This window comes from Streptomyces sp. NBC_00045 (assembly GCF_045041095.1).
Classification (GTDB): domain Bacteria; phylum Actinomycetota; class Actinomycetes; order Streptomycetales; family Streptomycetaceae; genus Streptomyces.
This window is the reverse complement of sequence record NZ_CP108271.1, coordinates 201774-224131: the sequence shown is the minus strand read 5'-3', so window position 1 is coordinate 224131 and position 22358 is coordinate 201774. Positions and strand designations below refer to the sequence as shown.

At 68.3% G+C, this 22358-nt stretch carries 19 protein-coding genes and 3 pseudogenes; 13 read left to right on the top strand and 9 right to left on the bottom strand.

The features are described from left to right. Positions 1-76: 76 nt before the first annotated feature. Both OHA65_RS01255 and OHA65_RS01250 read right to left on the bottom strand, forming a co-directional pair. Positions 77-769, bottom strand: a complete 693-nt coding sequence (locus OHA65_RS01255) for a DUF998 domain-containing protein (protein ID WP_328761153.1) — start codon at positions 767-769, stop codon at positions 77-79. A 744-nt stretch (positions 770-1513) separates the two neighbouring features. After that, complete coding sequence (locus tag OHA65_RS01250) at positions 1514-2440, bottom strand: hypothetical protein (RefSeq protein ID WP_327281175.1); 927 nt, start codon at positions 2438-2440, stop codon at positions 1514-1516. A 360-nt stretch (positions 2441-2800) separates the two neighbouring features. Here OHA65_RS01250 and OHA65_RS01245 point away from each other — a divergent pair, with 360 nt between their 5' ends. The 3 genes and pseudogenes from OHA65_RS01245 (at position 2801) to OHA65_RS01235 (ending at position 6589) form a co-directional block, all read left to right on the top strand. Continuing rightward, a complete protein-coding gene (locus tag OHA65_RS01245) occupies positions 2801-3256 on the top strand; it encodes a hypothetical protein (protein ID WP_327281174.1) in 456 nt (151 codons plus the stop codon). Positions 3257-3838: 582 nt separating this feature from the next. Next, positions 3839-4229 (top strand): annotated as a pseudogene (locus OHA65_RS01240) (SDR family NAD(P)-dependent oxidoreductase); the annotation flags it as partial. A 332-nt stretch (positions 4230-4561) separates the two neighbouring features. Then, complete coding sequence (locus OHA65_RS01235; RefSeq protein WP_327285960.1) at positions 4562-6589, top strand: ATP-dependent DNA helicase; 2028 nt, start codon at positions 4562-4564, stop codon at positions 6587-6589. A 307-nt stretch (positions 6590-6896) separates the two neighbouring features. Here OHA65_RS01235 and OHA65_RS01230 read toward each other — a convergent pair whose 3' ends face one another. Further along, on the bottom strand, positions 6897-7532 hold the full coding sequence (locus tag OHA65_RS01230) for a hypothetical protein (protein WP_405760805.1): 636 nt from the start codon (positions 7530-7532) through the stop codon (positions 6897-6899). Between the two features lie 434 nt (positions 7533-7966). Continuing rightward, on the bottom strand, positions 7967-9568 hold the full coding sequence (locus OHA65_RS01225) for a multicopper oxidase family protein (RefSeq protein WP_405760802.1): 1602 nt from the start codon (positions 9566-9568) through the stop codon (positions 7967-7969). Between the two features lie 989 nt (positions 9569-10557). Between OHA65_RS01225 and OHA65_RS01220 the strand changes: the two are divergent. Beyond that, positions 10558-11460: pseudogene (locus OHA65_RS01220) on the top strand (IS5 family transposase); the annotation flags it as partial. Between the two features lie 163 nt (positions 11461-11623). Continuing rightward, positions 11624-11869 carry a hypothetical protein gene (locus OHA65_RS01215; RefSeq protein WP_405760799.1) on the top strand — a complete coding sequence of 82 codons (246 nt, stop codon included), beginning with the start codon at positions 11624-11626 and terminating at the stop codon, positions 11867-11869. A gap of 63 nt (positions 11870-11932) precedes the next feature. Here OHA65_RS01215 and OHA65_RS01210 read toward each other — a convergent pair whose 3' ends face one another. After that, complete coding sequence (locus tag OHA65_RS01210) at positions 11933-12721, bottom strand: hypothetical protein (protein WP_405760797.1); 789 nt, start codon at positions 12719-12721, stop codon at positions 11933-11935. 232 nt (positions 12722-12953) lie between these two features. Here OHA65_RS01210 and OHA65_RS01205 point away from each other — a divergent pair, with 232 nt between their 5' ends. From OHA65_RS01205 to OHA65_RS01190, 4 genes are all read left to right on the top strand, one after another. Further along, positions 12954-13223 (top strand): hypothetical protein, encoded by a 270-nt coding sequence (locus tag OHA65_RS01205; RefSeq protein WP_328761145.1) that lies wholly within the window; start codon positions 12954-12956, stop codon positions 13221-13223. 128 nt (positions 13224-13351) lie between these two features. Next, complete coding sequence (locus OHA65_RS01200) at positions 13352-14578, top strand: tyrosine-type recombinase/integrase (RefSeq protein ID WP_405760794.1); 1227 nt, start codon at positions 13352-13354, stop codon at positions 14576-14578. Then, a complete protein-coding gene (locus tag OHA65_RS01195) occupies positions 14575-14901 on the top strand; it encodes a helix-turn-helix transcriptional regulator (RefSeq protein ID WP_327281169.1) in 327 nt (108 codons plus the stop codon). The genes OHA65_RS01200 and OHA65_RS01195 overlap by 4 nt, the downstream gene beginning before the upstream one ends. 3 nt (positions 14902-14904) lie before the next feature. After that, the gene (locus tag OHA65_RS01190) at positions 14905-15048 is read left to right on the top strand and encodes a hypothetical protein (RefSeq protein ID WP_405760791.1); all 144 of its coding nucleotides are present in this window, start codon (positions 14905-14907) and stop codon (positions 15046-15048) included. A gap of 1215 nt (positions 15049-16263) precedes the next feature. Here OHA65_RS01190 and OHA65_RS01185 read toward each other — a convergent pair. Further along, positions 16264-16644 (bottom strand): hypothetical protein, encoded by a 381-nt coding sequence (locus OHA65_RS01185; protein WP_405760788.1) that lies wholly within the window; start codon positions 16642-16644, stop codon positions 16264-16266. Between the two features lie 354 nt (positions 16645-16998). Here OHA65_RS01185 and OHA65_RS01180 point away from each other — a divergent pair, with 354 nt between their 5' ends. Both OHA65_RS01180 and OHA65_RS01175 read left to right on the top strand, forming a co-directional pair. Then, positions 16999-17526: a hypothetical protein gene (locus OHA65_RS01180; RefSeq protein ID WP_327281167.1), complete on the top strand. Its 528-nt coding sequence runs from the start codon at positions 16999-17001 to the stop codon at positions 17524-17526. A gap of 37 nt (positions 17527-17563) precedes the next feature. Continuing rightward, on the top strand, positions 17564-18103 hold the full coding sequence (locus OHA65_RS01175; protein ID WP_327281166.1) for a hypothetical protein: 540 nt from the start codon (positions 17564-17566) through the stop codon (positions 18101-18103). A 70-nt stretch (positions 18104-18173) separates the two neighbouring features. Here the strand turns inward: OHA65_RS01175 and OHA65_RS01170 are convergent, their stop codons facing one another. After that, on the bottom strand, positions 18174-18698 hold the full coding sequence (locus OHA65_RS01170; RefSeq protein WP_327281165.1) for an ATP-binding protein: 525 nt from the start codon (positions 18696-18698) through the stop codon (positions 18174-18176). 275 nt (positions 18699-18973) lie between these two features. Further along, positions 18974-19075, bottom strand: a pseudogene (locus OHA65_RS01165) (transcriptional regulator NrdR); the annotation flags it as partial. A 191-nt stretch (positions 19076-19266) separates the two neighbouring features. Between OHA65_RS01165 and OHA65_RS01160 the strand changes: the two are divergent. Then, positions 19267-19767: a hypothetical protein gene (locus OHA65_RS01160; RefSeq protein WP_329312273.1), complete on the top strand. Its 501-nt coding sequence runs from the start codon at positions 19267-19269 to the stop codon at positions 19765-19767. A gap of 277 nt (positions 19768-20044) precedes the next feature. Here the strand turns inward: OHA65_RS01160 and OHA65_RS01155 are convergent, their stop codons facing one another. Then, complete coding sequence (locus tag OHA65_RS01155) at positions 20045-20737, bottom strand: GntR family transcriptional regulator (RefSeq protein ID WP_327281163.1); 693 nt, start codon at positions 20735-20737, stop codon at positions 20045-20047. Between the two features lie 137 nt (positions 20738-20874). On the opposite strand from OHA65_RS01155, the gene OHA65_RS01150 reads away from it, so the two are divergent. Beyond that, a complete protein-coding gene (locus OHA65_RS01150; protein WP_327281162.1) occupies positions 20875-22323 on the top strand; it encodes an MmgE/PrpD family protein in 1449 nt (482 codons plus the stop codon). The last annotated feature ends 35 nt before the right edge of the window (positions 22324-22358 follow it).

Here is a 22358-nt window from a genome sequence, read left to right as displayed (position 1 = left end):
CGCGACGGTGCGGGTGGCTTTGTGATGAGCGTCCAGCAGCGATTGTTGGTCAGTGGAGATGATCTGACCAGAGGTCTCAACTGGCGCGGATCGGAGCTTGTGTGGGTGTCGACCCGTTCATACGACGGGCATGGCGGCCGAAACCGTGGACGCCGATCACCAGGGCCCAGAGCAGGAGGGGGAGTGCGGCGACGCGTTCCATGCCTCCCATGCCGAGCCCCAGGTAGTGGCGCGAGAGGAACAGCCCGAAAGCCGTGATTGCTGTGATCCCCAGCAGGCTGGTGCCCCACCGTAGTGAGGCCGGGACCGGATCTGCCAGGCCCATCCCCGCGAGCACGAGACCGATGTTGCCCGCTGCCATGATGAGCAGGGCGCCCAGGGCGTGTTGGTTCTCGTTGACGTCCGCAGGAGCCAGCCCGGCCAGCACGAATCCCATGCCGGCACCGGCCAGCAGGAGCCGGGCCACTGCAGCGGTCGGGTTCTTGCGCCACATGACACCACCCGTCAGAGCGGCACCGAGCGCGAGCAGTATTCCCAGGGCGATGAACGAAGTGTTCATCAGGCCGTGCTCAGGGGAGCAGATGTACCGCGGTTCAGGCTCTGGCTGCAGTGCACAGTGAGCGCTACCCAAATCGCTGATGTTGTTCCGCGCCCAGCTATAGGGTCTCGCCCAGGCCGACTCGGCGATCCCGTGGACCACGAAGAACTGGACCACGCCCACAATCCATGCCGCGTACCCGATCCGGACTTTCAACTGTCTGCCCTTCATCCCATACATCCCGTGCGGACAGCCGACCACGCGGCGCTCGGCTGAGGCACTCCGGCAAGCCCCCGGAACGGGGTGGGGCAGGCCCCCTTGGGCCGGGCATAGCCAGGTCGACCTCCCTGACGGAACCGTGGGGGCTGGTGGCGTTTGCTGGCCAGCGCGAATCCTCCTCCCGAACGCATGGCCCATGCGGGGGCTTCCCCTCTGTCAACCCGTGGCCAGTGGCTCACGCTGGAGTGGCCGACCGCCTTCGGGGTGCAGCTGTAGACCGGTTGGCGGGCGGGGCGGTTCGTCACAGGGGTCCCGTCCGCGACGTCGGGCTGGGAGTGCGTGTGCCGCCCGCAAGCCTGCAGCGGCCTGGTCCACGTCTCCTGGTACGCCGAGCACGGGGGCGCGGTCCGTTCGGTGCTGGAAAGGGGAGTCGGTGGCGGACTGCGCTGCCGCCCTCGCCCCGAGCAGGGCGGCGGCTGCGCACGGCTGACCGACAGGCTGCGGTGATTGGGTGGCTCGGCGGAGGCGGAGTCGGCCGATCCGCTGTGGCTGGCGTCGGACGCACGGTGAGGGGCGGGCTCAGCGTTCAGCAGGCTCTTGGCGACCTAGCCCAGGTCCGACAGGTACCGGTGCCCCTGCCGTTTCATCACAATCGCCGACCTCGGACACCGAGGATCGGCTCGACTTCACAGAAGTGATGCCGTTGGTGATCTCGTCGGACCCGCTGAGGTTGCGCTATAGGGACTCGCGTGCCTGTTACGTCTGTTTCGGGGTCGCACACTCTCGGCCGGAACCGCCACTGCCTGCGAGTTGCCCCCCGGTGTCGTAAGGATCGAGTGTGGGCCACTTCGGCGCCTTGGCACGTTCCTTCGAGAAAAGCGGGTGCAGGTAGCCGTCTTCCGGCGCGCGGCAGTCGTCGTTGGCTGCCCGCCATTGTGCATCGCGTACGCTCAGGCGTCCGTCGCCACCGGCCACCAGGTCCAGACGCCGCCGGACGACCACCCGGGTGACCTCCTCCGCTCCCGGAACCACCTCCGTACCGCCCGAGACCTTCACCAGCGGATAGACGAAGGTGTAGTCGCTGTGCACCACCAGCTCACCCGCCGGCGAGGCCTCGTAGGTCATCGTCCCGCGTGTCTTGATCGCGGTGCCCTGCAGTCTGACCTCGTCCGGGTCGAAGCGCGTGAAGTACCACAGCGGACCGCGCCCTTCCCCCGGCTGCCCGAGCACCTTCTCCACTTCCGCATCGGGCTGCGCACCGAGCACTACGCGCGGGGTGAGGTTCGACTCGACCAGAACCTCGCGGGTCTTGCGCAGTACGTCACCCACCTGCTGGGAAGTGAACGCGCCGACGGCCTCCGACGCCGGGAGGTCGATACCGGCAGCGCCATCCGCCCATGCTGCCGACGGTGAGCCGCGAAACGGCATCCTTACTGTGGCAGGCCATTGCGGCGGCCACAGCGCTTCATCCAGCGCCTGCGGGGCGTAAGGCTCTTCGGTGGGCCGTTCGCCGGTCGAACTCGCGATCCAGCCCCCGACCGCAGCCAGCCCGAGCACGGCGGCGCCGGCCGCCAACATGCCCCGACGGCGCCGGGCACGGCGGTCCAGGCGCAGAGCCTCATCGCGGCCCGGGGCCTGCTGCTCCACACGCAACCGGGCGACAAAGTCCGATGGCTCCGACATGAGTTGGTTCCCTCCCCTTCGGCGTGGGCTCCCCACCCGTGCGCCGAGCGCCGACTCTCGCACAGCCTTGAACGCGCTGCTCAGTCGAGGTAGACAACAAGACTCGGCGAGCCTCCTCGGCCTCTGCTACAGGCTATGTACCTGAAGATCACCAACAGCACCAGAAGTTGTGCCAGAGCCCGAGTTCGGGCAGCACTTCGACAGCAGTTCGGGACGCATTGAACGACCATGCGGGGTCGGGTTGTTCACGAGTTTCGTCGGCGTCGGTAGGCCCTCGACGCCCGGTGCTCGATCCCGTACACGACATAGGGGTGTCCGTCGGCCATGGCGCACCGGCTCGGAAGGCAGCAGGATGACCGCGTGACGATCAATTCGACCGAGTCCCGCTGGCAGCGCCTGCGCCGGCGTCTGAGCGCCCCCGCCGTGCCCGGCCCCGGCGGGACGGGCGCTCCCTTCCCCGCCTTGCCCCCGGAGGCCTCCTGGCACCGCACAGGCACAAGCGTCTTCCCCTACGCGGCCCGGGTCGAAGGGCGCTGGTGGATACTTCGGCTCAACGACTTCCCCGAGCATCCCCTGTACACCTTGTTCGTCGACTCGCGGTGCGTCGCCGACGTAAACGACGATCCGGCCGACTGGCGGCGTGTGGAGGCGCCCGAGGCGACGGCCCCCGTTCTCGGTGCGGCCGCACGCGCGGAGGTCCTCCAGCTCATGGCCGGCCTCGGCCCCTACGGTGCCGAGCACGGTACTCCGTGCACCGGCAACGACTACTGCACCTGCGAGGTCCTCACCGATGCCTACGCGGCCCGGGACGCGTGAAGGCCCTGAGCCCGGAATGAGCTTGGGAGGCTGAGGCCTTCGTCGCGGCGGGGGATCGGGCCTGTTTCGTCCACTACCGGGATGTATGACAGCCTCACGTCACGTCACGTCACGCCCCGTCGGCGTCTGCGGGTGCTGTCGGTGCCATCGAGGCGCGCAACGACGAGGGACTTCTCGTCGTCGATCCCCAAATCATCGGCGAGGCGTAAGACGGCCGCGCCGGCCACGACTTGCGGCAGCCTTCCCGTCTCTGGCACGTGAGCACGGCGACGCGTGGGCCGGAGTCGGGCGGCACCCCGACGGCGGGATCCGTTGCACCGACCTGGCAAGGCTCACGCCGCTGCCCTCCGCGGCGACCGCACCACCGCACGCACACTGCTCGCCGAGGGCCGCGCATCTTCGACCGGGCGGGCTCGCACGATCAGCACCGGCTACCGCTTCGTGAACCCAGGCTGACGTCGGCCGGGCCACCTCCTCGGTGGAGAACTCCTTCTGTCTGCATGTCAGAGATGGCCGGGCTGTCTCGTCTCAAGCTGTGAACAGGTTTCGAGAAGAACCCACCTCGACAACAAGGAGCAGGTCATGAACGAGGAAAGCACGCACCGGAACGTCTCGTTGGTCACAGGGGCAAACAAGGGGATCGGTCGTGGCGTTGCCGAGCAACTCTCCGCGCTGGGCATGACGGTCGTGATCGGGGCCAGAGACCCACTGCGCGGTGAGGCGGCCGCTGCGGCGCTACGCGAGGCCGGCGGCGACGCACACGCGGTCACCTTGGACGTCACGCCGGCATCACCGGCTCCGGACACGTGTCGCCCGAAACGCCCGCGATCAAGTCCCCAGCTCCGTCGACCTGGACACGGTCCGGGCGGTGTTCGATACCAACGTCTTCGGTGTGATCGTGGTGACCAACGCCATGCTGCCGCTGTTGCGGCGATCACCGGCGCCACGCATCGTCAATGTGGAGGCGGCCGTACTGCCCCGGCAGTGAGCTCGATGGCGCCGGTCGCCTCGCCGGATCTTCCCCCTTTTCCCGGGCGCGGCAAAACACCGCCAGCATCCAAGGGCGGGCTCGTCATAAGGCAGGCGGGCATCGGGAGCAATTGGCGATATACGGAACGGCGGAATGCGTGATGCGCCATACGGTCAGCCGTCATGGATTCAGCCGTAGGGCCATGTCTTACCAAGTAAGTCAAGACTTATCTTTGGGGAACTTTGACCGTATGGTGTGGCTCGAATCGAAGGAGCCCCCTGTTGTCGAAAGTAAATGATCCTGCTGTGCGTGCGGTTGAATCGGAGCGGGATTATGTGTCCTCCTTATATGAGTTGCTCACCGAGCGGCTTTCCGAGGCGCGAGTGCACCGAGCGAGTGTGCTGAAGGCCCCGGCGGAATCCGTCGGTGAGGCATACGAGAGAAAAATCGCCGCCGAGCGTCTGACCAAGGAAATCGGCCGGCTGGAGGGCGCCGAAAAGGGGCTGGTCTTCGGGCGCATCGACTGGACGGATGGCACGGCCCTGCGCATCGGGCGGATCGGACTGCATACGGAGGAGGATGACCTGCCTCTGCTCGTGGACTGGCGCGCGAACGCGGCGCGGCCCTTCTACGAGGCGACACCGGTCCACCCAATGGACCTGCGGCGGCGCCGGCACCTGCGCCTCGCGGAGCGCACGGTCATCTCGGTGAGCGACGAACTGCTGGACGGGACCGCCCCGACCGACGAGGACGTCGTGGGGGACGGCCCGTTGACCGAGGCTCTGTCGGCACGACGTACAGGCAAGATGCACGCGGCCGTCGCGACGCTGCAGGCCGAGCAGGACGAGATCGTCCGCTCCGCCCATCGCGGGGTGACCGTGGTGCAGGGCGGGCCCGGCACCGGCAAGACGGTGGTCGCCCTGCACCGTGCGGCCTATGTCCTGTACGCGTTCCCGCGCGCCGCGGAGGAGGGCGTCCTGGTGGTGGGCCCGAACGCCCGGTTCCTCGACTACATCTCCCAGGTCCTTCCCTCGCTCGGAGAGAACGACGTCGCTCTGGCGACCTGCCGGGAACTGGCCGGAGTGTCCACGGACACGGTGGATCCGTTCGATACGGCGCGTCTCAAGGGCAGCTCCGACCTCGCCGACGCCTTGGCCGGCCTGCTGCGCGTCCACCAAGCCCCCGCCGGTGACTTCACCGTACGGGTCGGACAGGAACTGGTTCACCTGTCCGGCGAGGAAGTCGCCACGGCACGCGAGGCCGCCGTGGCAGCCGCACCGGGGCACAACCCCGCGCGCCAGGTGTTCAGGGAGCTCTTGGTCGACGCCGTCACCGACGCGATGCAACGAGACATGGGCGACCTCCTGGAGCAGATCGACGCCGATGCCGAAATGATGACGGGCATCAACCTCGACCGGTTCACGGGAGCCGCCCAGCGCCGTGCCGAAGGTGCGGCTGACTCAGGTCCGGTCCACGAGCTGGACCTGGACGCCATCCGGGCCGATCTCCTCGACGACGCCGGCGTCGACCGAGCGGTCGAGGTGTTGTGGCCGCGGCTGGAACCCGGTGACCTCGTGAAGGCGCTCCTGACGAACGCCGACTCTCTCGCCGAGCGCCTGCCCCGCCTGAACGCGCAGGAGCGGTCCCTTCTGCTGCGCGGTCCGGACGCCCCGTGGACCGATGCCGATGTGCCGTTGCTGGACGAGGCGGCGAGCCTGGTCGACGGCCCTCCCGAGCGGACGTACGGGCACGTCGTCGTCGACGAGGCGCAGGAACTGACCGCCATGCAGTGGCGGATGATCGTTCGCCGCTGCCCGTCAAGGGCGATGACGCTGGTGGGTGACTTCGCCCAGGCAGGCCCGGTGGCGACAGCACGCGACTGGAAGGAAGCACTGAGCCCCCACGTCGGACTGCGGTTCAAACTGCACAACCTGACCGTCAGCTACCGCACCACGCAGGAGATTCTGGAGAGCGTCCGGGACCTGCTCACGCGGATCGCTCCGGACCAGAAGCCCACACGGTCACTGCGAAGCGGTGAGAGCCCTCGCACCGTGACCACACCTCCGGACGGGTTGGTCACCGCCGTCGTTCAGGAACTCCGCGCCCAGAGCACAGCGCACCCGGGCGAGCTTCTAGGAGTGATCTGCGCGGACACCAGGGTGAGCGAGCTGACGGCCCAGGCCATTGCTCATCACGCACGCATCGTGCCGGCGTCCGAAGCACGCGGCCTAGAATTCGACGGGGTCGTCGTCATGAACCCCGAGGAAATCATCACGACCCGCCCCGGTGGGGAAAGGGATTTGTACGTAGCCCTGACCCGGGCCACCAAACGCCTCTGCACCATCACTGTCCAGCCCGCCTGACGGCTCGGCGCCCGCGTCGTCGCCGCGGGCGCACCCAGCGCGGTATAGACACCGGCCCGCGCGCACGGGGCTGCTCGCCGCCTCACCGCTCGTGGCCGCACCCGGCATCACGCGGCCTGGTCCAAGCCGACGACGCTCAGTGAGCGAAGAGTTGAACGTACCCATGCCGGACGGCGGCGGGACGTGGTGACAGCAGGGTGCCCGAGGCCTGCGGCTGCCAGGACGTTGGCATCGGGGGTGTCCCCGCACCGAAGAGGGTCCACGCTGTGGAGTCGCGGCCCGCGGTCTCTTCGGCTGTGGTGGTGTGTCAGAGGAGTCCGGTCAGGTCTGCGATCCAGTGGCCCCAGGCGTTGGTGCCGGTGGCGAACGGCACGATGATAGCGACCAGCAGGGTGGCCGGGGCGAAGAAGATCACCAGGTCTGCGGGCCACTCTTTGTGGAGAGAGGGCTCGTCGGGCTTCGGGAGGGTCGAGGACACCCCCGTCCCCCAAACGATTGCTGAGGTCGCGAGCGCTCCGAGGACGGTGAGTGTCTTGGCGATCCATGACTCGGTGTCGCTTTGGAGGACGGCGGTGGCGCCGAGCCAGATCACGGCCACCGCGGCCAGGGTGAGCACCGCCGCGATCACGTGTGACGCTCTGGTCGGGCGCGTTTCCCGGATCCTGGCGTAGGACGCGGAGAAGGTCTTGACCTCCAAAGAACTGGCGCCCAGGCCGCGGAGGACCGGCTCCAGCCGGCGCCAGTCCTGCGGGTACTCGCCCATGGTGAACCAGCGGCTCATCAGGAGCCGGTCTTCCCGCGTCGGCCCGCCGTACGGCCTGCTCGGACTCAGGCCGACCAGGCGGTCCACCGGCCACACCTCGGTTCCGCCGGCCCGGGCGTGCAGCGCCTGCAACTGCGCGGTGAACTCTTCGCTGGTGTCCGCGCGCCCCAGCAACCGCACGCGTTTGGGCTCGTCGGCCGGTGGCGGCGTGGGTATCAGAAGCCGTATTCATACCGATCATCGAGTGTGGTGATCGAACGGGTTTCCTGATCGGGTGATCTCGGGATGGTCGGCGCATGAGAGCAGGGCCTCTTGGTAGCTCGGAGGTGTTAAGTCCAACCGAGTGCCCAGGAGACCCTGTTGTCACAGTTGCACGCGCTCCTGGCTGTGTCGTTCAACCTGCTAGCCGTGTCGTGCGATTGCCTCGCCCATGTGTACGGGAAAGCGGCGGACCAGCCGACTGGCAGCGGGTGTACCGGTCCGACATGACGGACGCGGAATGGGCGGCGGTGCGGTCGCAGCTGCCGGTGCCAGCCTGCTGGAGGGCAAGGGCGGTAAGCCGAGGGCCGTCCGTGGTGGCCTGACTGCTGTGGGAGACCACGAACGCTGACCCGTCAGTGGTCCTGCTTACGCCTGCCTCCGATTTGGTACGGCCGCATCATCTCGTTGTCCTCGTGCTCGACGATGTGGCAGTGCCAGACGAAGCGGCCAGGGTGGTCGAACCGGGCCTTCACCCGGGTGATTTCTCCCGGATAGGCGATCACGGTGTCTTTGAAGCCGCGTTCCCAGCTCTCCGGCGGAACGGGTGACCCGTTGAACGGTTGCCGGTCAACCACCTCGAACGCCACCTCGTGGATGTGGATCGGGTGGGCGTCCACAGTGAAGTTGTGCAGCTCCCATGTTTCGGTCGCGTTCAGCCTTGGGTTCTCCGTGACCGGGTCGGCCCAGGCGAGTGCCACCGGATTGCCGGCCGCGTCGAGCGTCCCGAGCAAGTTCTGGACGGGTGTTCCCGGTAGCACCAGGGGGCTGCTGGAATTCGCCTCGGTGAGAGAAAGCCGACGGGTCACGCTCGACGAGCCGAGCGGCCTGATCCTGGGCAGCCTGAGCCGGTCCGGCGGGACGCTGTTGTCCTTGCTCGCCAGCGGGCCGACCACGAATTTCATCACCTGCCCGGTGGTGGCCGGATCTGCCACGGGGAAGGCCACGCCTGGTTCGCCCCGGCCGAAGGGTTCGTCCGCGCCCTCGTTGATGAGGTACAGCTCGGTGCCTTCCGGGATCCCGGTGAAGTCGACGATGACGTCGGCCCGCTCCGCGTTGGCCAACAGCAGCCGCTCCAGCCGCACCGGTGCGGGCAGGAACCCGCCTTCGTTGCCGATCTGCCAGAACGGTACGGCCGACTGAGCCGGCCGGACGGTCGGACTGTCCGCGATCTTCAGAATCAGGAACCGGGCATTGCATCCGTTGAGGAAGCGCAGCCTGTAGCGGCGCGGTTCGACTTCGAGCTTGGGCCATGTCCGGCCGTTGACCACCATCGTGTTAGCGAAGAATTCGGGGTTCCAGATGGGGGACACATCGGTGGTGGGAATGTACGGACCCGCGAACCCGTCGAAGAATTCCCGGGTCGTGGGGTAGAACAGCGAGCCGTCCGAGTTGAACGAGCGGTCCTGGACGGCCAGGGGAATCTCGTGGTACCGCGTGCCCGGCGCATCGCCGAAGGCGGGCGCCGGTCCGGGCAGGGCCCCCTTGGGCAGGTCGCACTCGCCGCCGCGCAGCAGGTAGAACCCGGCGGGTCCGGCGTAGACGTTGAGCCGGGTCATCCCCAGGGTGTGGTCGTGGAACCAGAGGGTCGATGCCCGCTGGTCGTTGGCGTACTGGAAGGTCGCCGTACCCGGCTCCCACTTCAGGCCGTGCGCATCGGCGAACTTCTCCCGGAACTCGTCGTAGAACGAGCCCACGGTGGCGAATCCAGCGGGAATGTTGTTCGCGCGCGGCAAGTACCACGCCTCGGTGTAGCCGTCGCTCTCCTCGGTGGAATGCCCACCGTGCAGGTGAGTGACGAGCGGCACGGGTCCGGTATACGGACCCGGCGTCGACGTGAACGTCGGCCGGGAATCGCGCCCGGACTTGCCACCCGGAGGATTCGCCCAGTGCAGGGTGGGATCGACCGCCAGCAAGTGCGGGAGGAAACCGCCTTGGCTGTCGACGAGATCGTTCACCCAGGTGACCCGGACAGGCCGGTCGGTCTTGGCCTCGATGGTGAACGATGGGTAGTTGAACGTGCTGTTGTCCCCGAGCGAGCCGTATCCCCACAGGGTGGTGGACGGCAGGGTGGGAGGCAGTACCTGCTGGCTGAACTGCCGGACGCCGATGACGTACGTGTCGATGCCGTGCCGCTCCGAGTGGCGGGCCTTCGGCATCACCGGCGGGATCACCAGGTTGGTGACGTACTTCGGAATGGTCGTGGGGTCCAGGGTGGGGACCGGGAACGTGCCGACAGCCCCGGCCCCTGGGGCTGCCCCGGTCCCCTTCGGGAGTGCCACGGCTCCACCGGGTCCTGGAAGAACCAGTGACGCCCCGCCAGCGGCTCCGGCTACGAGCACGTCTCTTCGCGCGATCATTTCTCTCGCCTTCTGCAGCCCGAGGGCGCGGATCATTTCCGCACCAGATGTTATGGGTCGCGCACAGTGAGTAATGGGACGACGCCTGGCGTGTCGGCGGACCGGCGGTACCGGGCGGTGTGCGGGATGTAGTCGGCGCGGTGACGGCCCGAATCCGCTGCCGCGATTTTCGGACCTGGCATGACGGATTGTGATCGCTGAATGCCAGCGGCATGCGGGATCTGGAGGACGGGGGGCGTGACTGCTGAGCGCCGGGCGTTTCGTGAAGGGATCCGGCTGAAGACTCCAGCCAGGAACCCGGACCAGATGTCCGCTGGTTCGAAGTCGTATCCCAACCGATCTTGGAACGAGGGGGTCGAACGGACTTCCCGGTCGGGTGATCTATGGGGGCCCGGTGCGTGAAGGCAGGGCCTCTTGGTAGCTCTGGGGTGAACCGATCCGAGAACTTCCGGGAGGCCCTGTTGTCGTTGTTGTACTCGCCCGCGCCTGCCCAGTTCAACTCGTCAGCGGTGTCGTGCGATTGTCTCGCGCATGTGTACGGGAACGCGGCTGAGCATCCGGAGCGGGTACGGCGGTATCCCTCGGATATGACGGACGCGGAGTGGGCGGCCGTGCGCCCGCTGTTGCCGGTCCCGGCCTGGCTGGAGGGTCGGGGCGGGCAGCCCGAGGGCTACTGCCACCGTCAGATGCTGGACGCGATCCGCTACCTCGTCGCGGGCGGGATCTCCTGGCGGTCGATGCCGGTGGACTTCCCCGCCTGGGCCCGGGTCTATGCCTTCTTCCGCCGCTGGCGCGAGAACGAGCTGATCGCCGAGTTCCACGACCGGCTGCGGGAGAACGTTCGAAAGCGGGAAGGTCGCGAGGCGGAACCTAGCGCGGGGATCATCGACGCGCAGTCAGTGAAGGCGGCCGCCTCGGTGCCCGCCGCCTCACGCGGCTACGACGGAGGCAAGCGGGTCAACGGGCGGAAGCGCCACGTGATCACAGATTGTCTCGGTCTGATCCTGGTCGTCGCGGTGACCGCCGCGAACATTGGCGACCGCGAGGCAGCCCTCCCCTTGATGGCCCGGCTGCGGAACCTGCACCGGGACATCACCCTGGTCTGGGCCGACAGCGGCTACACCGGCGGCCTGATCGACTGGTGCCGCGAGAAGCTCGCGCTCACCCTCGAGATCGTCAAACGTGCCGACGACATGGAGGGGTTCGTGGTGCTACCGCGACGCTGGGTGGTAGAGAGGACGCTGAGCTGGTTGATGCATTCGAGGCGCCTGGCCAGGGACTACGAGACCCTGCCCGCGACCAGCGAGGCGATGATCCTGTTCTCGATGATCACGCGGATGGGGCGCCGGCTGGCCCGGCCACGAGCCGCCGTCCGGCACTGAACATCCCCGATGCCTCCAGGAGCAGCCAGCCACGCTCGCCCAGGCGTTTCGCCTTCGAGCGCACTCCTTCGACCTTCGCCGGCATCGTCGTATCGATCCCCAGCGCCTCCGCGATGTCCTTGGCCCGCACCGGCTCCGGGCCCGGCCGGTCCTGGAGCACATTCAAGATCCGCTGATTGTCCGGCGAGAGGACCGACACCGACAGCCCCTCCCGCCACGCAGGCACCACGGCTCCCGGCACCGACGCGGCCACGGGCTCAGGGCCGGGCTCGTGCGGCGCGACCTTCTCCTCTCCGTCCTCCGTGATGACGGCGGTCTCGGCCGCGGACACGGCCAGGGCATCAACGAGTTCCTCACGCGCGATCACCCGCCGCTCCAGCTCGACCTCGGCGGCCTCCAGCGCCGCAGCCGCCAACGCCGCGGCCTCCCGAAGCTCTTCGGCCCGCACACGAGCAGCCGCCTCGCGCTCCTCCAGCAAACCCAGAATCGACGCCACCGCGCGCACCTCGACGATTAGACGGAAACAGGACGCGGGATCTCTCCCTCATCCCCACCGAAACCATTCCTGACCAGCGAAGACTCAACGATCATGTTCGGTTGAGATACGGCTTCTCAGGGGCTTGAAGGTGCTGGTGGGAACATCCCGGGGTGGCAGGGACGGGCGGGCATTTTGTTCGGCTTCCCCCTCGCCGGCCTGCGTTGACACGGCGGGAACGGCCCCCTCAAGCCTTTCGCTGGACGTGGTGGCGGTGTTTTCGTCGAGGAGGGTCTTGTTCTGGCGGCGCAGGACTTCGACCTCCCGCTGCACGAGAACGACCTGGTCGTGCTGTGCCGTGAGCTCAGCCTGCAACTGCCGGGTGTAGCTCTGGGCGCTCTGGAGCTTCTGCTCCTGCTCGTCCACGCGCCGCACGAGGAGACCGCGTTCCGTCTCGGCGCGACGAGCCCGCTCCAGCGCCCGCTCCAGTTCGCCGGCCAGCTGGTCCGCGTGGGTCTTGAGCGCGGCCAGCTCTCCTCCACCGGCTCGTTTCTCTCCCCGGACCCGGGCGAGTTCCTGCTTGAGGTGCTCCAGCTGGACGGCCGGGGACCGGCTGGCCTCATGGGCCCGCCCGCACAACCCCTCCAGCCTCTCCCGCACACCATCGCCCAGCGGCCGCTCGCGCTCCGTCAGGAACGCGTCCAGGCTCGCGACGAAGCCGTGCGGAGCGATCCTCTCCCCGCTGAGGTAGCGCGAGAGCGTGGCCGGCGCGACATGCGCGGCGACCGCGATCTCCCTCTGCGTACCGCCTTGCGCCGTGAAGCCGCTCACCGCGGCGCGCAGCGCGGCCGCATAGGCGGCGGCCGCCGGCCCGACCGCCCTCTGCTCATCCATCCCCGCGCCCCCTGTTCGACCGCCCCACTACTGCGGTCGACAGCGGGGCGGATCCACGATTGTCACGTACGTGCACATCACTGTGAAAGACCCCGAACCCCCATCCTCCGCCCGGCCGTTACCGGTTGCGCGGGAACCCCCGTTCCCCCTGCCGCACCGATCCGCCCCGCCCGACGCTCGATCCGTGGCCACAGACGACGCCACTGGGACAAGCGAAAAGCGAGGTACAACGGTGAACATCCTCCACAACCTGGTAACCGGAGCCCTGTCAGCGGCAGCCGGCCTGATCGCCACCCTCTACCCGGCGATACAGGGCCCGGCGCTGCTCCTCGGGTTGGCCACCCTCACGGTCCCCGCACTGCGCGCGGTGCTGCGCTACCGGCTCCACGCCAAGGCTGTCGACAAGGCCGCCGCTCGCGACCTTCCCGCTCTCTTCCATGCCTTCGGCGCCACCGAGACCGGTCCGGCCGATGAGCAACCGGCGCTTGCTACCCGGCCGTAGTGGTGCGGGTGGGCGTTTCCGACTCCCGTACCTGCTGGAGTCCGCGCGGACCTCCACGGACATCGCGCATGGGTTCAAGCACCTGGAAGAATGCGAGGGCACTTTGCCCCGGCTGGCTGGGGAGGAGCGTGGCTGCCAGAGCCTTCGGCGACACCCCGGACGCCGCCCAGCACTGCGCAGTACAGGTCCTGCGCATGGGCAGAGGCATGCCCACGGCCTGGGAACGTCTCGACGCCCTGCTCACCGTCCTGGACCCCACCCTCGGCGAATTCATCGCCTTCGAGCGCGCGTACGAGCATGTGGAGAAGGCTTTCTCCTCGCTCGTGCCCACGGCGCCCGCCGAATCATCGAGGGCTTCCCGAAGCTCCCGCCCTTCCGCCGCGGCCGGTCCCCAGATGCCCGCGGAGCTCGCGGCAACCGGCTCCGACAGGCTGGTGCGGGTGGCGATCGCGGGCACCAGCGTGGTCAGCCTCTACTTGCGCTCTGAGGCCGGTCGGCCGATCGCGGTGTCGACCGCCCGCGGGTACGAGGTGGTGCTGCGGCTGTTCTGCGCGTTCGTCACCGATACCCGGTATGGCTGGGCGGCCGAGTGCCTGCGCCGGTTCGGCCAGGCACCCCAACAGATCTTCCACGAGTGGAACAGCATCGCCCACGTCAGCGAGTACGAGGGCGACCCGCGTAGGAGACCGCTGACCTACGACGAGGTGCAGTTGCTGTTTGACGCGGCGGACGGCCGGGTCGAGGGGATCCGGGCCAAGCGGCGCAAGGGGGCGCTGGCGGCGATGCGTGATGCCGCGCTGCTGAAGGCGGTCTACGCCTACGGCCTGCGGCGTCAGGAGGCTTGCCGTCTGGATCTGGCCGACCTGCGGCACAACCCGAAGGCGGCGCTCTTCGGTCGATTCGGCGCGGTCTTCGTGCGATACGGCAAGGCGTCGCGAGGTGGGGCTCCGAAGCGGCGGACTGTGCTGACCGTGCCGGAGATGGACTGGATCGTGCCGGTCCTGGAGCAGTGGGTGGACGAGGTCCGCCCGTTGTTCGTCCCGGGCCAGCATCCGGCGCTGTGGATGACTGAGAGACGGGGCCGCCTTTCGCGGCACTGCGCAAACGAGGCGTTCGCGCACGCCCGCGCGGCGGCCGGGCTGCCGGCCGAACTCGATCTGCACTGCCTGCGTCACTCCTACATCACGCACCTGGTGGAGTTCGGCTATCCCGAGCGGTTCGTGCAGGACCAGGTCGGGCACGCTCAGGCGTCAACGACGGCACTGTATACGGGGGTCTCGGACGAGTTCCGGACCCGCCTGCTGGCGCGGGCCTTGGAAGCACACAGCGACGAATTGGGGATGGCAGCAGCGTGATCAAGAAGATGGGATACCAGTGGCACCTGCGGAAGTTGATGGCGGACTCGGGAATGCTCCAGACCTCCGAGCTCGGGCCGCTGCTGGCGGAGCGGGGCGTCCATCTCTCCCGCGAGCAGGTCTACCGACTGGTCACCCAGCCTCCGCAGCGGCTGTCCATGGACACCCTGGCCGCGCTGTGCGACGTCCTCGGCTGCACGCCGAACGACCTGATCGAGATCACAGCGGCGGCAACGGAGGTGCGCAAGAGCGCCGGGGCCAGCGCGGTTGCCCCGCCACCGCCGTTCCGCCGCACGACCATTCGCCGTCCGGACGGGCTGTGACCGATGGCTGGCCGCCCACTGGAGCAGATGCGAGCCCGGGTCGTACTCGACCTGGTCGAGACGGTACCGGGACTGGAAGCAGAGGACGCAGTCCGGCTGCTGGCCGAGGCGAAGGCGCTGGAAGTCCGGCCGGTCAGGGGAGCTTGAGGCCTTCCTGCACCACTGCCCGGACGCGACCACCAGGCCGGTCGGGGACTTTCCTCTGTCTTGGGTCCGTCTCGCGCATCGTCTGCACGCGGCCGGCTATCGAGTCGTCCTGCCGACCTGCGCAGGCTGCGGTGCGACGGTGGCCGCGCTGCTGCCCAGCCCGAAGGGCCGGGTCTGCTCGCGGTGCGCTCCCAAGCGCGAGCCGAAACTCTGTGCGCGATGCGGTCGGACCGCACTGATCATGGCTCGCCGGGCCGAAGGAGGGATCTGCAACCGGTGCTACCTCAACGATCCAGAGGTACAGGTTCCTTGTGCACGCTGCAGTCGGCCGCGCCCGCCCGCGGGCCGCGACGCGCAGAGCCGCCCGGTCTGCCAACGGTGCTGGGGACAGCCTGTGCGTACCTGCTCTGCGTGCGGCACTTTGGCCCCGACCAAGACGAACGGTCCGGACGGACCACTGTGCCAGCCCTGCTACCAGCGCACACGCCAGCCCCGCCACCTCTGCACCAGCTGCGGTGACCTTGCCAGGATCAGCCGCCGCGCCGATCGCTCCGCCGAAGGAGAAGGAGGAATCTGCTACCGCTGCTACCGGCGCCCCACCGTCGAGGCGCCCTGCGCGGTCTGCGGCCGACAACGCCCGTGCTACCGGGAGCGAGGCGGCTCCATGACGTGCTGGGCCTGCCGGCCCCTTCCCGAGCGGACCTGCACCCGCTGCCGCCGAGCACGGCCGGTAGCAGCCAACTGGCCCATGGGGCTGGTCTGTACCCCCTGCTACCAGCGCATCCGCACCAGACCGGAGCCCTGCCCGCAGTGCGGAATCCGCCGCCCTCTCGTCGGTGCTGCCCACCTCCCGGGCACCGGGGAGACGGCGATCTGCGGACCGTGCGCCGGAGCCTACACCAGCTACCGCTGCACCAACTGCGGCAGCGAAGAAGGTGCCTACGCCGGTGGCCAGTGCCTGCGTTGCGTTCTTGACCACCGTCTGCGCGACCGCCTTGCTCGGCCGGACGGATCCCAGAACCCACAACTCGCGCCTCTGAACAACGCCTTGACAGATACGACCGAGGGGGCCAACGCCTTGCGCTGGCTCTCCGAGAGCCGCTCCGGGTCGGCCTCGCCTCTGCCGATCAGCCGATCAGCCACGACCTGCTGGACGAACTTCCTCCCGGACACGCCGAGCGCTACCTTCGCCGCACACTGATCGCCACCGGCGTCCTACCGCCCCGCAACGACGACCTCGAACGTATCCCCGCCTGGCTCGACACCCGGCTCGCCGAACAGCCCCCGCACCACGGCCACCTCCTCCGCCCGTTCATCACCTGGGTACTTCTCCGCCGAGCCCGCCGCCAAGCCGGCGACCGCCTGCACGCCACCTCCACGGCCCAACGGATCCGCCGCCGCGTTCGGCTGATCCTGGAGTTCCTGGACTGGCTCGACGCCCACCACCTCGACCTGGCCGGCCTCGACCAAAACCGGCTGGACACCTGGCTGCGAAACCTCACCGGTCAGCTGCCGTGGCTGTTCCCCGGCGTCGTTCCCGGCCGTCCACTCAGCCGCAAAGCGTTCAACGACCGGCTCGCGCGCCAGGGCATCCACACCAGACCCGCCCGCACCGCAGCCCTCATCGCCCTCGCCACCGAGCTACCCGCACCGGTACTGGCCGACCTCCTCGACATTCACATCCACACTGCACTGAAGTGGGCCCGCCACGCGCAACGCGACTGGAGCACCTACCTCACCGCGAGGGCCACCGACCTGACCGCTGCCACGCAACCAGCTCAGCCATGAACGCCCTGCACCACAACCCGGCGGCGTCTCTGGAGGGCCAAATAGAAGACTACGAGCGTCCATCTCATCGACACTGGGCAAGAATTGACGTTCATTCCGTTGGCTTCGTTCAGCGCGGGGCTGCCCGGGGCGCCCTGCTCATCCATCGTGAGGAGACCTGGCTTGACTGTCTCATGGGATCTGCTGATATCCACCGCAGGTGGTGTCACCGCAACGGTCGTCGGCGTCATCGCCGGCGGTGTCGTCGGGCGCCGCGGCCAGAACCAGCAATGGCTGCAGGGGACGCAGACCACCGCCTACGAGAAGTTCCTGCAGGCGTTCGGGGCCGTGGAGGCGGAGCTGCGCGAGGCGTTCCTCGACGAGCGCAGGCCCGCCGTCGACTGGGTGCCGTTCGTGGCCGCCCAGCACTCGGTCAGCCTCGTTGCCGATCCGGCGACCAGCGCAGCAGCCGAGCGGGTCTGCGAGATCCTGGAGGACTTCACCATCCTCTTCCATGGTCGTCAGCCGACCGACCTCGAAGAACTGCGGCCGATTCATACCGCGCTGGGCGAGGCCCACCTGAGCTTCGTCAATGCGGCCCGCTGTTCCCTCGCCCCGTCCCAACGGCGCCTGGACCGATCACTGGGCGGCCCCTCGCCCTGGCGGGGCGTCGAGTCCTTCTACACCCGACCTGACAGAAGCCTCGACTGAGCCTTGGCTGGACGTCCGACTGAAGGGCAGGAATATCATGAATCTCCCTTGGGGAACCCTCATATCCACCGCCAGCGGAGCGGCCGCGACAATCCTGGGCATCCTCGTAGGCACCAGGGCCGGGCGCCGCAATGAATCCGGGCAGTGGATACGCGATCGGAAGATCGCGGCGTACGAGCGCCTTCTCCAGAGCTTCGGCGCGGTCGAGATCGGCCTGCGCCACGCGTACTGGGAGCAGCGCGAGCCCGTGGGGATCGACTGGGAGGAGTGGAACGCCGCCTTGGTGTCGGTCAGCCTGGTAGCCGACACCGATGTGGGGATTGCTGCGGAGCAACTCGCGGGAGTTGTAGGAGAGTTCAGTGCCTTCCCGTTCGGAGAGTCAAAGGACATGACGATACTTCGTCAGATTCATACGAAACTCGACGCTGCACAACGGGAGTTCGTCAACGCCGCCAGGCGATCGATCCACGCGTCAGACACGAAGCAAGTCCCCTGGCGTTTGGGTGGTCCGCCACCCTGGGGTGAGCTTGAGGAGATCCATCAGCGAGACAACGACATCGGTCGCATCATCCCCTGAACCACATGGGGTTTGGAGCGTCACGGGACATGAACAAAGGGCCCGTCCCATACCATGTCGGGCCGAACAGTCACGCGAACGACGGCCAGCGGTAGGCGGCCCACTCTCGCCAGCCCGCCCAGCCGGAGGGCGGGCCGGCGACCTCGCTGCCTCCCAACTCCGCCGCGTCGGGCTCCTCGAAGTGCGCCCGCCCGTTCAGGATGTCGGCCTCGGTCATCGGGAAGGTCTCCTCGGGGGTGGTTGCCCAGCGATGGGCGATCCGGGCGCGTTGGGTCCGATCGTCCACCGGCAGGTAGAGCATGCGGAAGGACGCGCCCTCGGCCTGCGCCAGCCACCGGATCGCGGACCGTTCGTCACGGGACCAACAGCCGTAGTCCACCACAACGTTGGTGCCCAGCTTGACTGCCTCCAAGGCGAGCCAGAGCATGCGCCCCTCCAACACGTCGCGCTTCCCGTCCGCCTCCGCCTCACGGAACAGGGGAATCATCCAGTCGTCGGGTGTCAGGCGCAGCGCGCCGTGCTCATCGGCGAGCTGCCGAGCCCTCGTGGTCTTTCCGGCCCCTGGCAGGCCGACCATCAGGAACAACGTGGTCACACCCAGATGGTGGCAGGGAGGCCGGGCAGGCGACCACCGCTTTATCTGCCTGATGCCGGTCAGACCGCCCGCCCCACGACCCGAACAACGGCTCAACGTGATGCGTCACGTGGTCCGCCCGGACAGAACCTGGCCGAAGGAATACTCCCCATGCTCAAAAACCCCACTGCACCAGTTTCATGGGGCGTGCGTGAGGCGAAAGGTGATCGCGTCGCCCCGGAGGACACGTACGTCCTGCCCTACGACCAGACGAACGACTACGCGCCGCGCGCGAGTTAGCCCCGCAAGCCCCGTCTCCAGTGCGTCTCGAAGTCTTCAAGGGCGTCGAACGCTTTGTAGACTGACGCGAAACGCAGGTACGCGACGAGGTTGAACTCGTGCTTTAAGGTCGGACCGGGCCAGTGGCGTGCGGCACCGGGTCGCCAACCGCTCCGAGCAAATCCGTTGGCACCGAGAGCCTTCAGACGACGAGACCGCGCTGGTGAACACCCTGCCGCCGTTGCCCGGCCCGCTCCCTCTGCCAGTACCGGACCCGCGTGCCCGCGACGTCGTTCTCGACTGTGCGGGCATGGACGCCTTGGTGGCCGACCTGGTTCTGCCCGGCTATGCGTCGATGTACGTCATGAGCACGATGGAAACGTCCCGCGAGCTCATCCGGCACTCCTACTACCGGTACGAGTTCGCCACCGTTGCCGTCACGCATTCCCTGCTCCTTCGCCCACCATCTGAGGCAGACGTGGCAGCTGTCGACATGAGTGGAGCGCAGCCTGAAGACCGACTCGCCCGGCTGTGGGAGGAACACCGGCGCGCCCTGTACCCGGACAGCTTCCGCGGCATTGACGTTGAGGGGGTGGAGCTGATCCTCTTGGACGCCGACGTCGCAGGTCTCGTCCAGAGAGAGCTGAACGGTGGGCTCGACGACAGCGGCATAGCCATCCTCTGGGCTTGCATCGCCGACCTCGACAAGGTCGTGACTCTGATCAACTCACAGTACTGCGCCTCCTACTTTGCGAGACTTCGGACAATGGCCAAGCTCGTAGCAGCCCGCTACATCCCCACCGCGACCTGACCCGGGGAGTCGAAATTGGGATCTCCCACGACACTCGTCAGGGTCTGGCCCGGTCGCGTTCGATGATGGTCTCGGGGCGTCCGGCTGAAACGTGAGCGGGTGCCGGAAGACACCCAGGTCAAGGCGGTCACCGGCCCCCACCCCCAGGTACCGGTCACGGAGCTGGTCCACGCCCTGGTGTATCGGGAGTCGCGCCCTCGCGTGAATAGGTGATGTTCACGAGAACGGCTGGGAGGCTTGGCGGGGGTGTTCGGCGGCGGTTCGGGAACGGCCTTCGCTATCCGGGCTGTTCGGCGGTGCGCAGCAGCCGGTGGTAGTCGGAGTGCCCGCCTGCGCGGTGTGCGGCCAGCAGCTGCAGCGCGTGAGGGGTCTTGCCCTGCTCCAGGGCGGTGACCACGGCGTCGTGCTCGGCGAGGATCGCGCCGGACCGTGCCAGGTCGCCGGCGGCCGCGGCGCGGCGGTAGGACAGGGCGCGGTGCGGTTCCAGGGCCTCCCACAGCTGTGTGATGCAGCGCAGTAGCCACTCGTTGTCGCACCGGTCGAACAGGACGAAGTGGAAGCTGCGGTTGGCGGCGATCACGCCCGGTACGTCCGTCACGGCGGCGGCCGCGCGCTGTGCCTCCACGGCCGCGTGCATGGCGGCGATGTCCTCGGGTCGGATCCGGGAGGCCGCGTTCGCCTCGGCCTCGGTCTCCAAGAGCTCTCTCATCCGGAAGATGTCGTCCACGCTCTGGGGGGTGAGCTGGGTGACGGTGTAGCCGCGCTGCGGGACGTACGTGACGATCCCCTCTCCCGCGAGGGTCTTCAGGGCTTCGCGTACGGGGATGACGCTCAGCCCCAGTTCCTCGGCGGCCGTGCTCTGGCGGATGGGGGCGCCGGGGGCCAGGTCGCCGCGGACGATCGCGTCCCGGAGTTCCGCCAGGGCCACGGCCTCGGCGGTTCGCGGGAGAGAGGTTCGCTTCAGTGCCATCCCGGCATCATACCCGTGCATCCGACGAAACTAGATGTTATAAATTCTAATATCGAGCGGTCCGGTCGCAGACAGACCGGACCGCTGTCTCATCCGCCGCTTCGGGCCATGCGCCCACGAAATAGGAGGTGAGCGCGGTGCCCGCACCGTTGCCGACGACCCCCTGCCAACCCACCGACCCCGAGGGGCCCACCGGACAGCTGGCCACCTGGCTTGCCGGCACCACGCTCGCTCAGATCCCCTCTCCGGTCAGGCAACGGGCGGCGCACCTGGTCCTCGACGGCCTGGCCTGTGCGCTGATCGGCGCACAGCTTCCCTGGTCGCGTACTGCCGTCCACGCGGTCTTGGACCTCGAAGGCACCGGAGAAGTCCCGGTGATCGGATGGGGACGTGTCACGAGTGGCCCGGCGGCCGCCGTGCTGAACGGCACGTTCATCCAGGGCTTCGAGCTCGACGACTACTACGCGCCCGCCCCGTTGCACAGCACCTCGCTGGTGTTGCCCGCGCTGCTCTCCACCGCCTCGCAGCTGCCGCCGGTCACCGGTGCACAGTTCCTGCGGGCGGTGATCCTCGGCTTCGAGACCGGCACCCGGGTCGGCACGGCGCTCCACGGCCCCGAGATGCTGACCCGCGGCTGGCACTCCGGACCGGTCTTCGGCACACACGCGGCAGCGGCCGCCGCGGGCGCCCTGCGCGGCCTGGACGCCGCCGCCTTCGAGGACGCACTCGGCCTGGCCGCCACCCAGTCGGCGGGCCTGATGGCCGCACAGTACGAGGCCATGTCCAAGCGGATGCACCACGGGCTGGCCGCTCGCAACGGCTTCTACGCCGCAGGGCTCGCCCAGGCCGGATACACGGGTATCAAACGGGTCTTCGAGCGGCCCTACGGCGGGTTCTTGTCCACGTTCGGCGAGGGGCACGAACCCGATGCGACCCAGATCACCGAGGGGCTGGGGGAGACGTGGAACACCGAGCGGATCACCGTGAAGCTCCATGCGGCGATGGGCGGCCTGCACCCCGCCATCGACGCGGCCTCGGAGCTGGCCGCGCGGCGGGGCGGGCTGACTCCCGACGAGGTCGAGGCCGTTCGCATCGAAGTCCCGAGGGCGATCTTCCACCATGGCTGGTGGACCCCCGAGCGGCCGCTGAGCACCGTCGGTGCTCAGATGAACATCGCCTACGCGACCGCGGTCGCCCTTTTGGACGGCCAGGTGCGGCCGGAACAGTTCACGCCTGCCCGAATCGACGGGGACGACGTCTGGCAGCTGATCGGCCGCACCGAAGTGCTACAGGTCGACGAGCAGCAGGAGCCGGGCTGGGACCGGCCCGGCTACAACACCCGCATCACCGTTGCCCTGCGCGGCGGCGAGATCTTCACCCGGGCCCTGAACCAACCTCACGGCGGGCCCGACGACCCGCTCACCAATGCCGAGATCCGTGAGAAGTACCGGGTCCTGACGGGCCGGGTCATGGACGCGGACCGGGCCGAACAGATCGAGCGCGAGGTTCTCGACCTGGAGAACCTGCCGGATCTGGGCCGCCTGCTGGACCTGCTCGCGGCCCCGGTGCGCGGCGCCCTCGACTGAATCCCCTCGAACGCCTCTGCCCGAGCACGTCTGCC

Coding starts and splice junctions, on each gene's coding strand:
- OHA65_RS01255 (WP_328761153.1), bottom strand. CDS start 769: ATGAAGGGCAGACAGTTGAAAGTCCGGATCGGGTACGCGGCATGGATT.
- OHA65_RS01250 (WP_327281175.1), bottom strand. CDS start 2,440: ATGTCGGAGCCATCGGACTTTGTCGCCCGGTTGCGTGTGGAGCAGCAG.
- OHA65_RS01210 (WP_405760797.1), bottom strand. CDS start 12,721: ATGGATGAGCAGAGGGCGGTCGGGCCGGCGGCCGCCGCCTATGCGGCC.
- OHA65_RS01190 (WP_405760791.1), top strand. CDS start 14,905: ATGGCTGGCCGCCCACTGGAGCAGATGCGAGCCCGGGTCGTACTCGAC.
- OHA65_RS01175 (WP_327281166.1), top strand. CDS start 17,564: ATGAATCTCCCTTGGGGAACCCTCATATCCACCGCCAGCGGAGCGGCC.
- OHA65_RS01160 (WP_329312273.1), top strand. CDS start 19,267: ATGGACGCCTTGGTGGCCGACCTGGTTCTGCCCGGCTATGCGTCGATG.
- OHA65_RS01155 (WP_327281163.1), bottom strand. CDS start 20,737: ATGGCACTGAAGCGAACCTCTCTCCCGCGAACCGCCGAGGCCGTGGCC.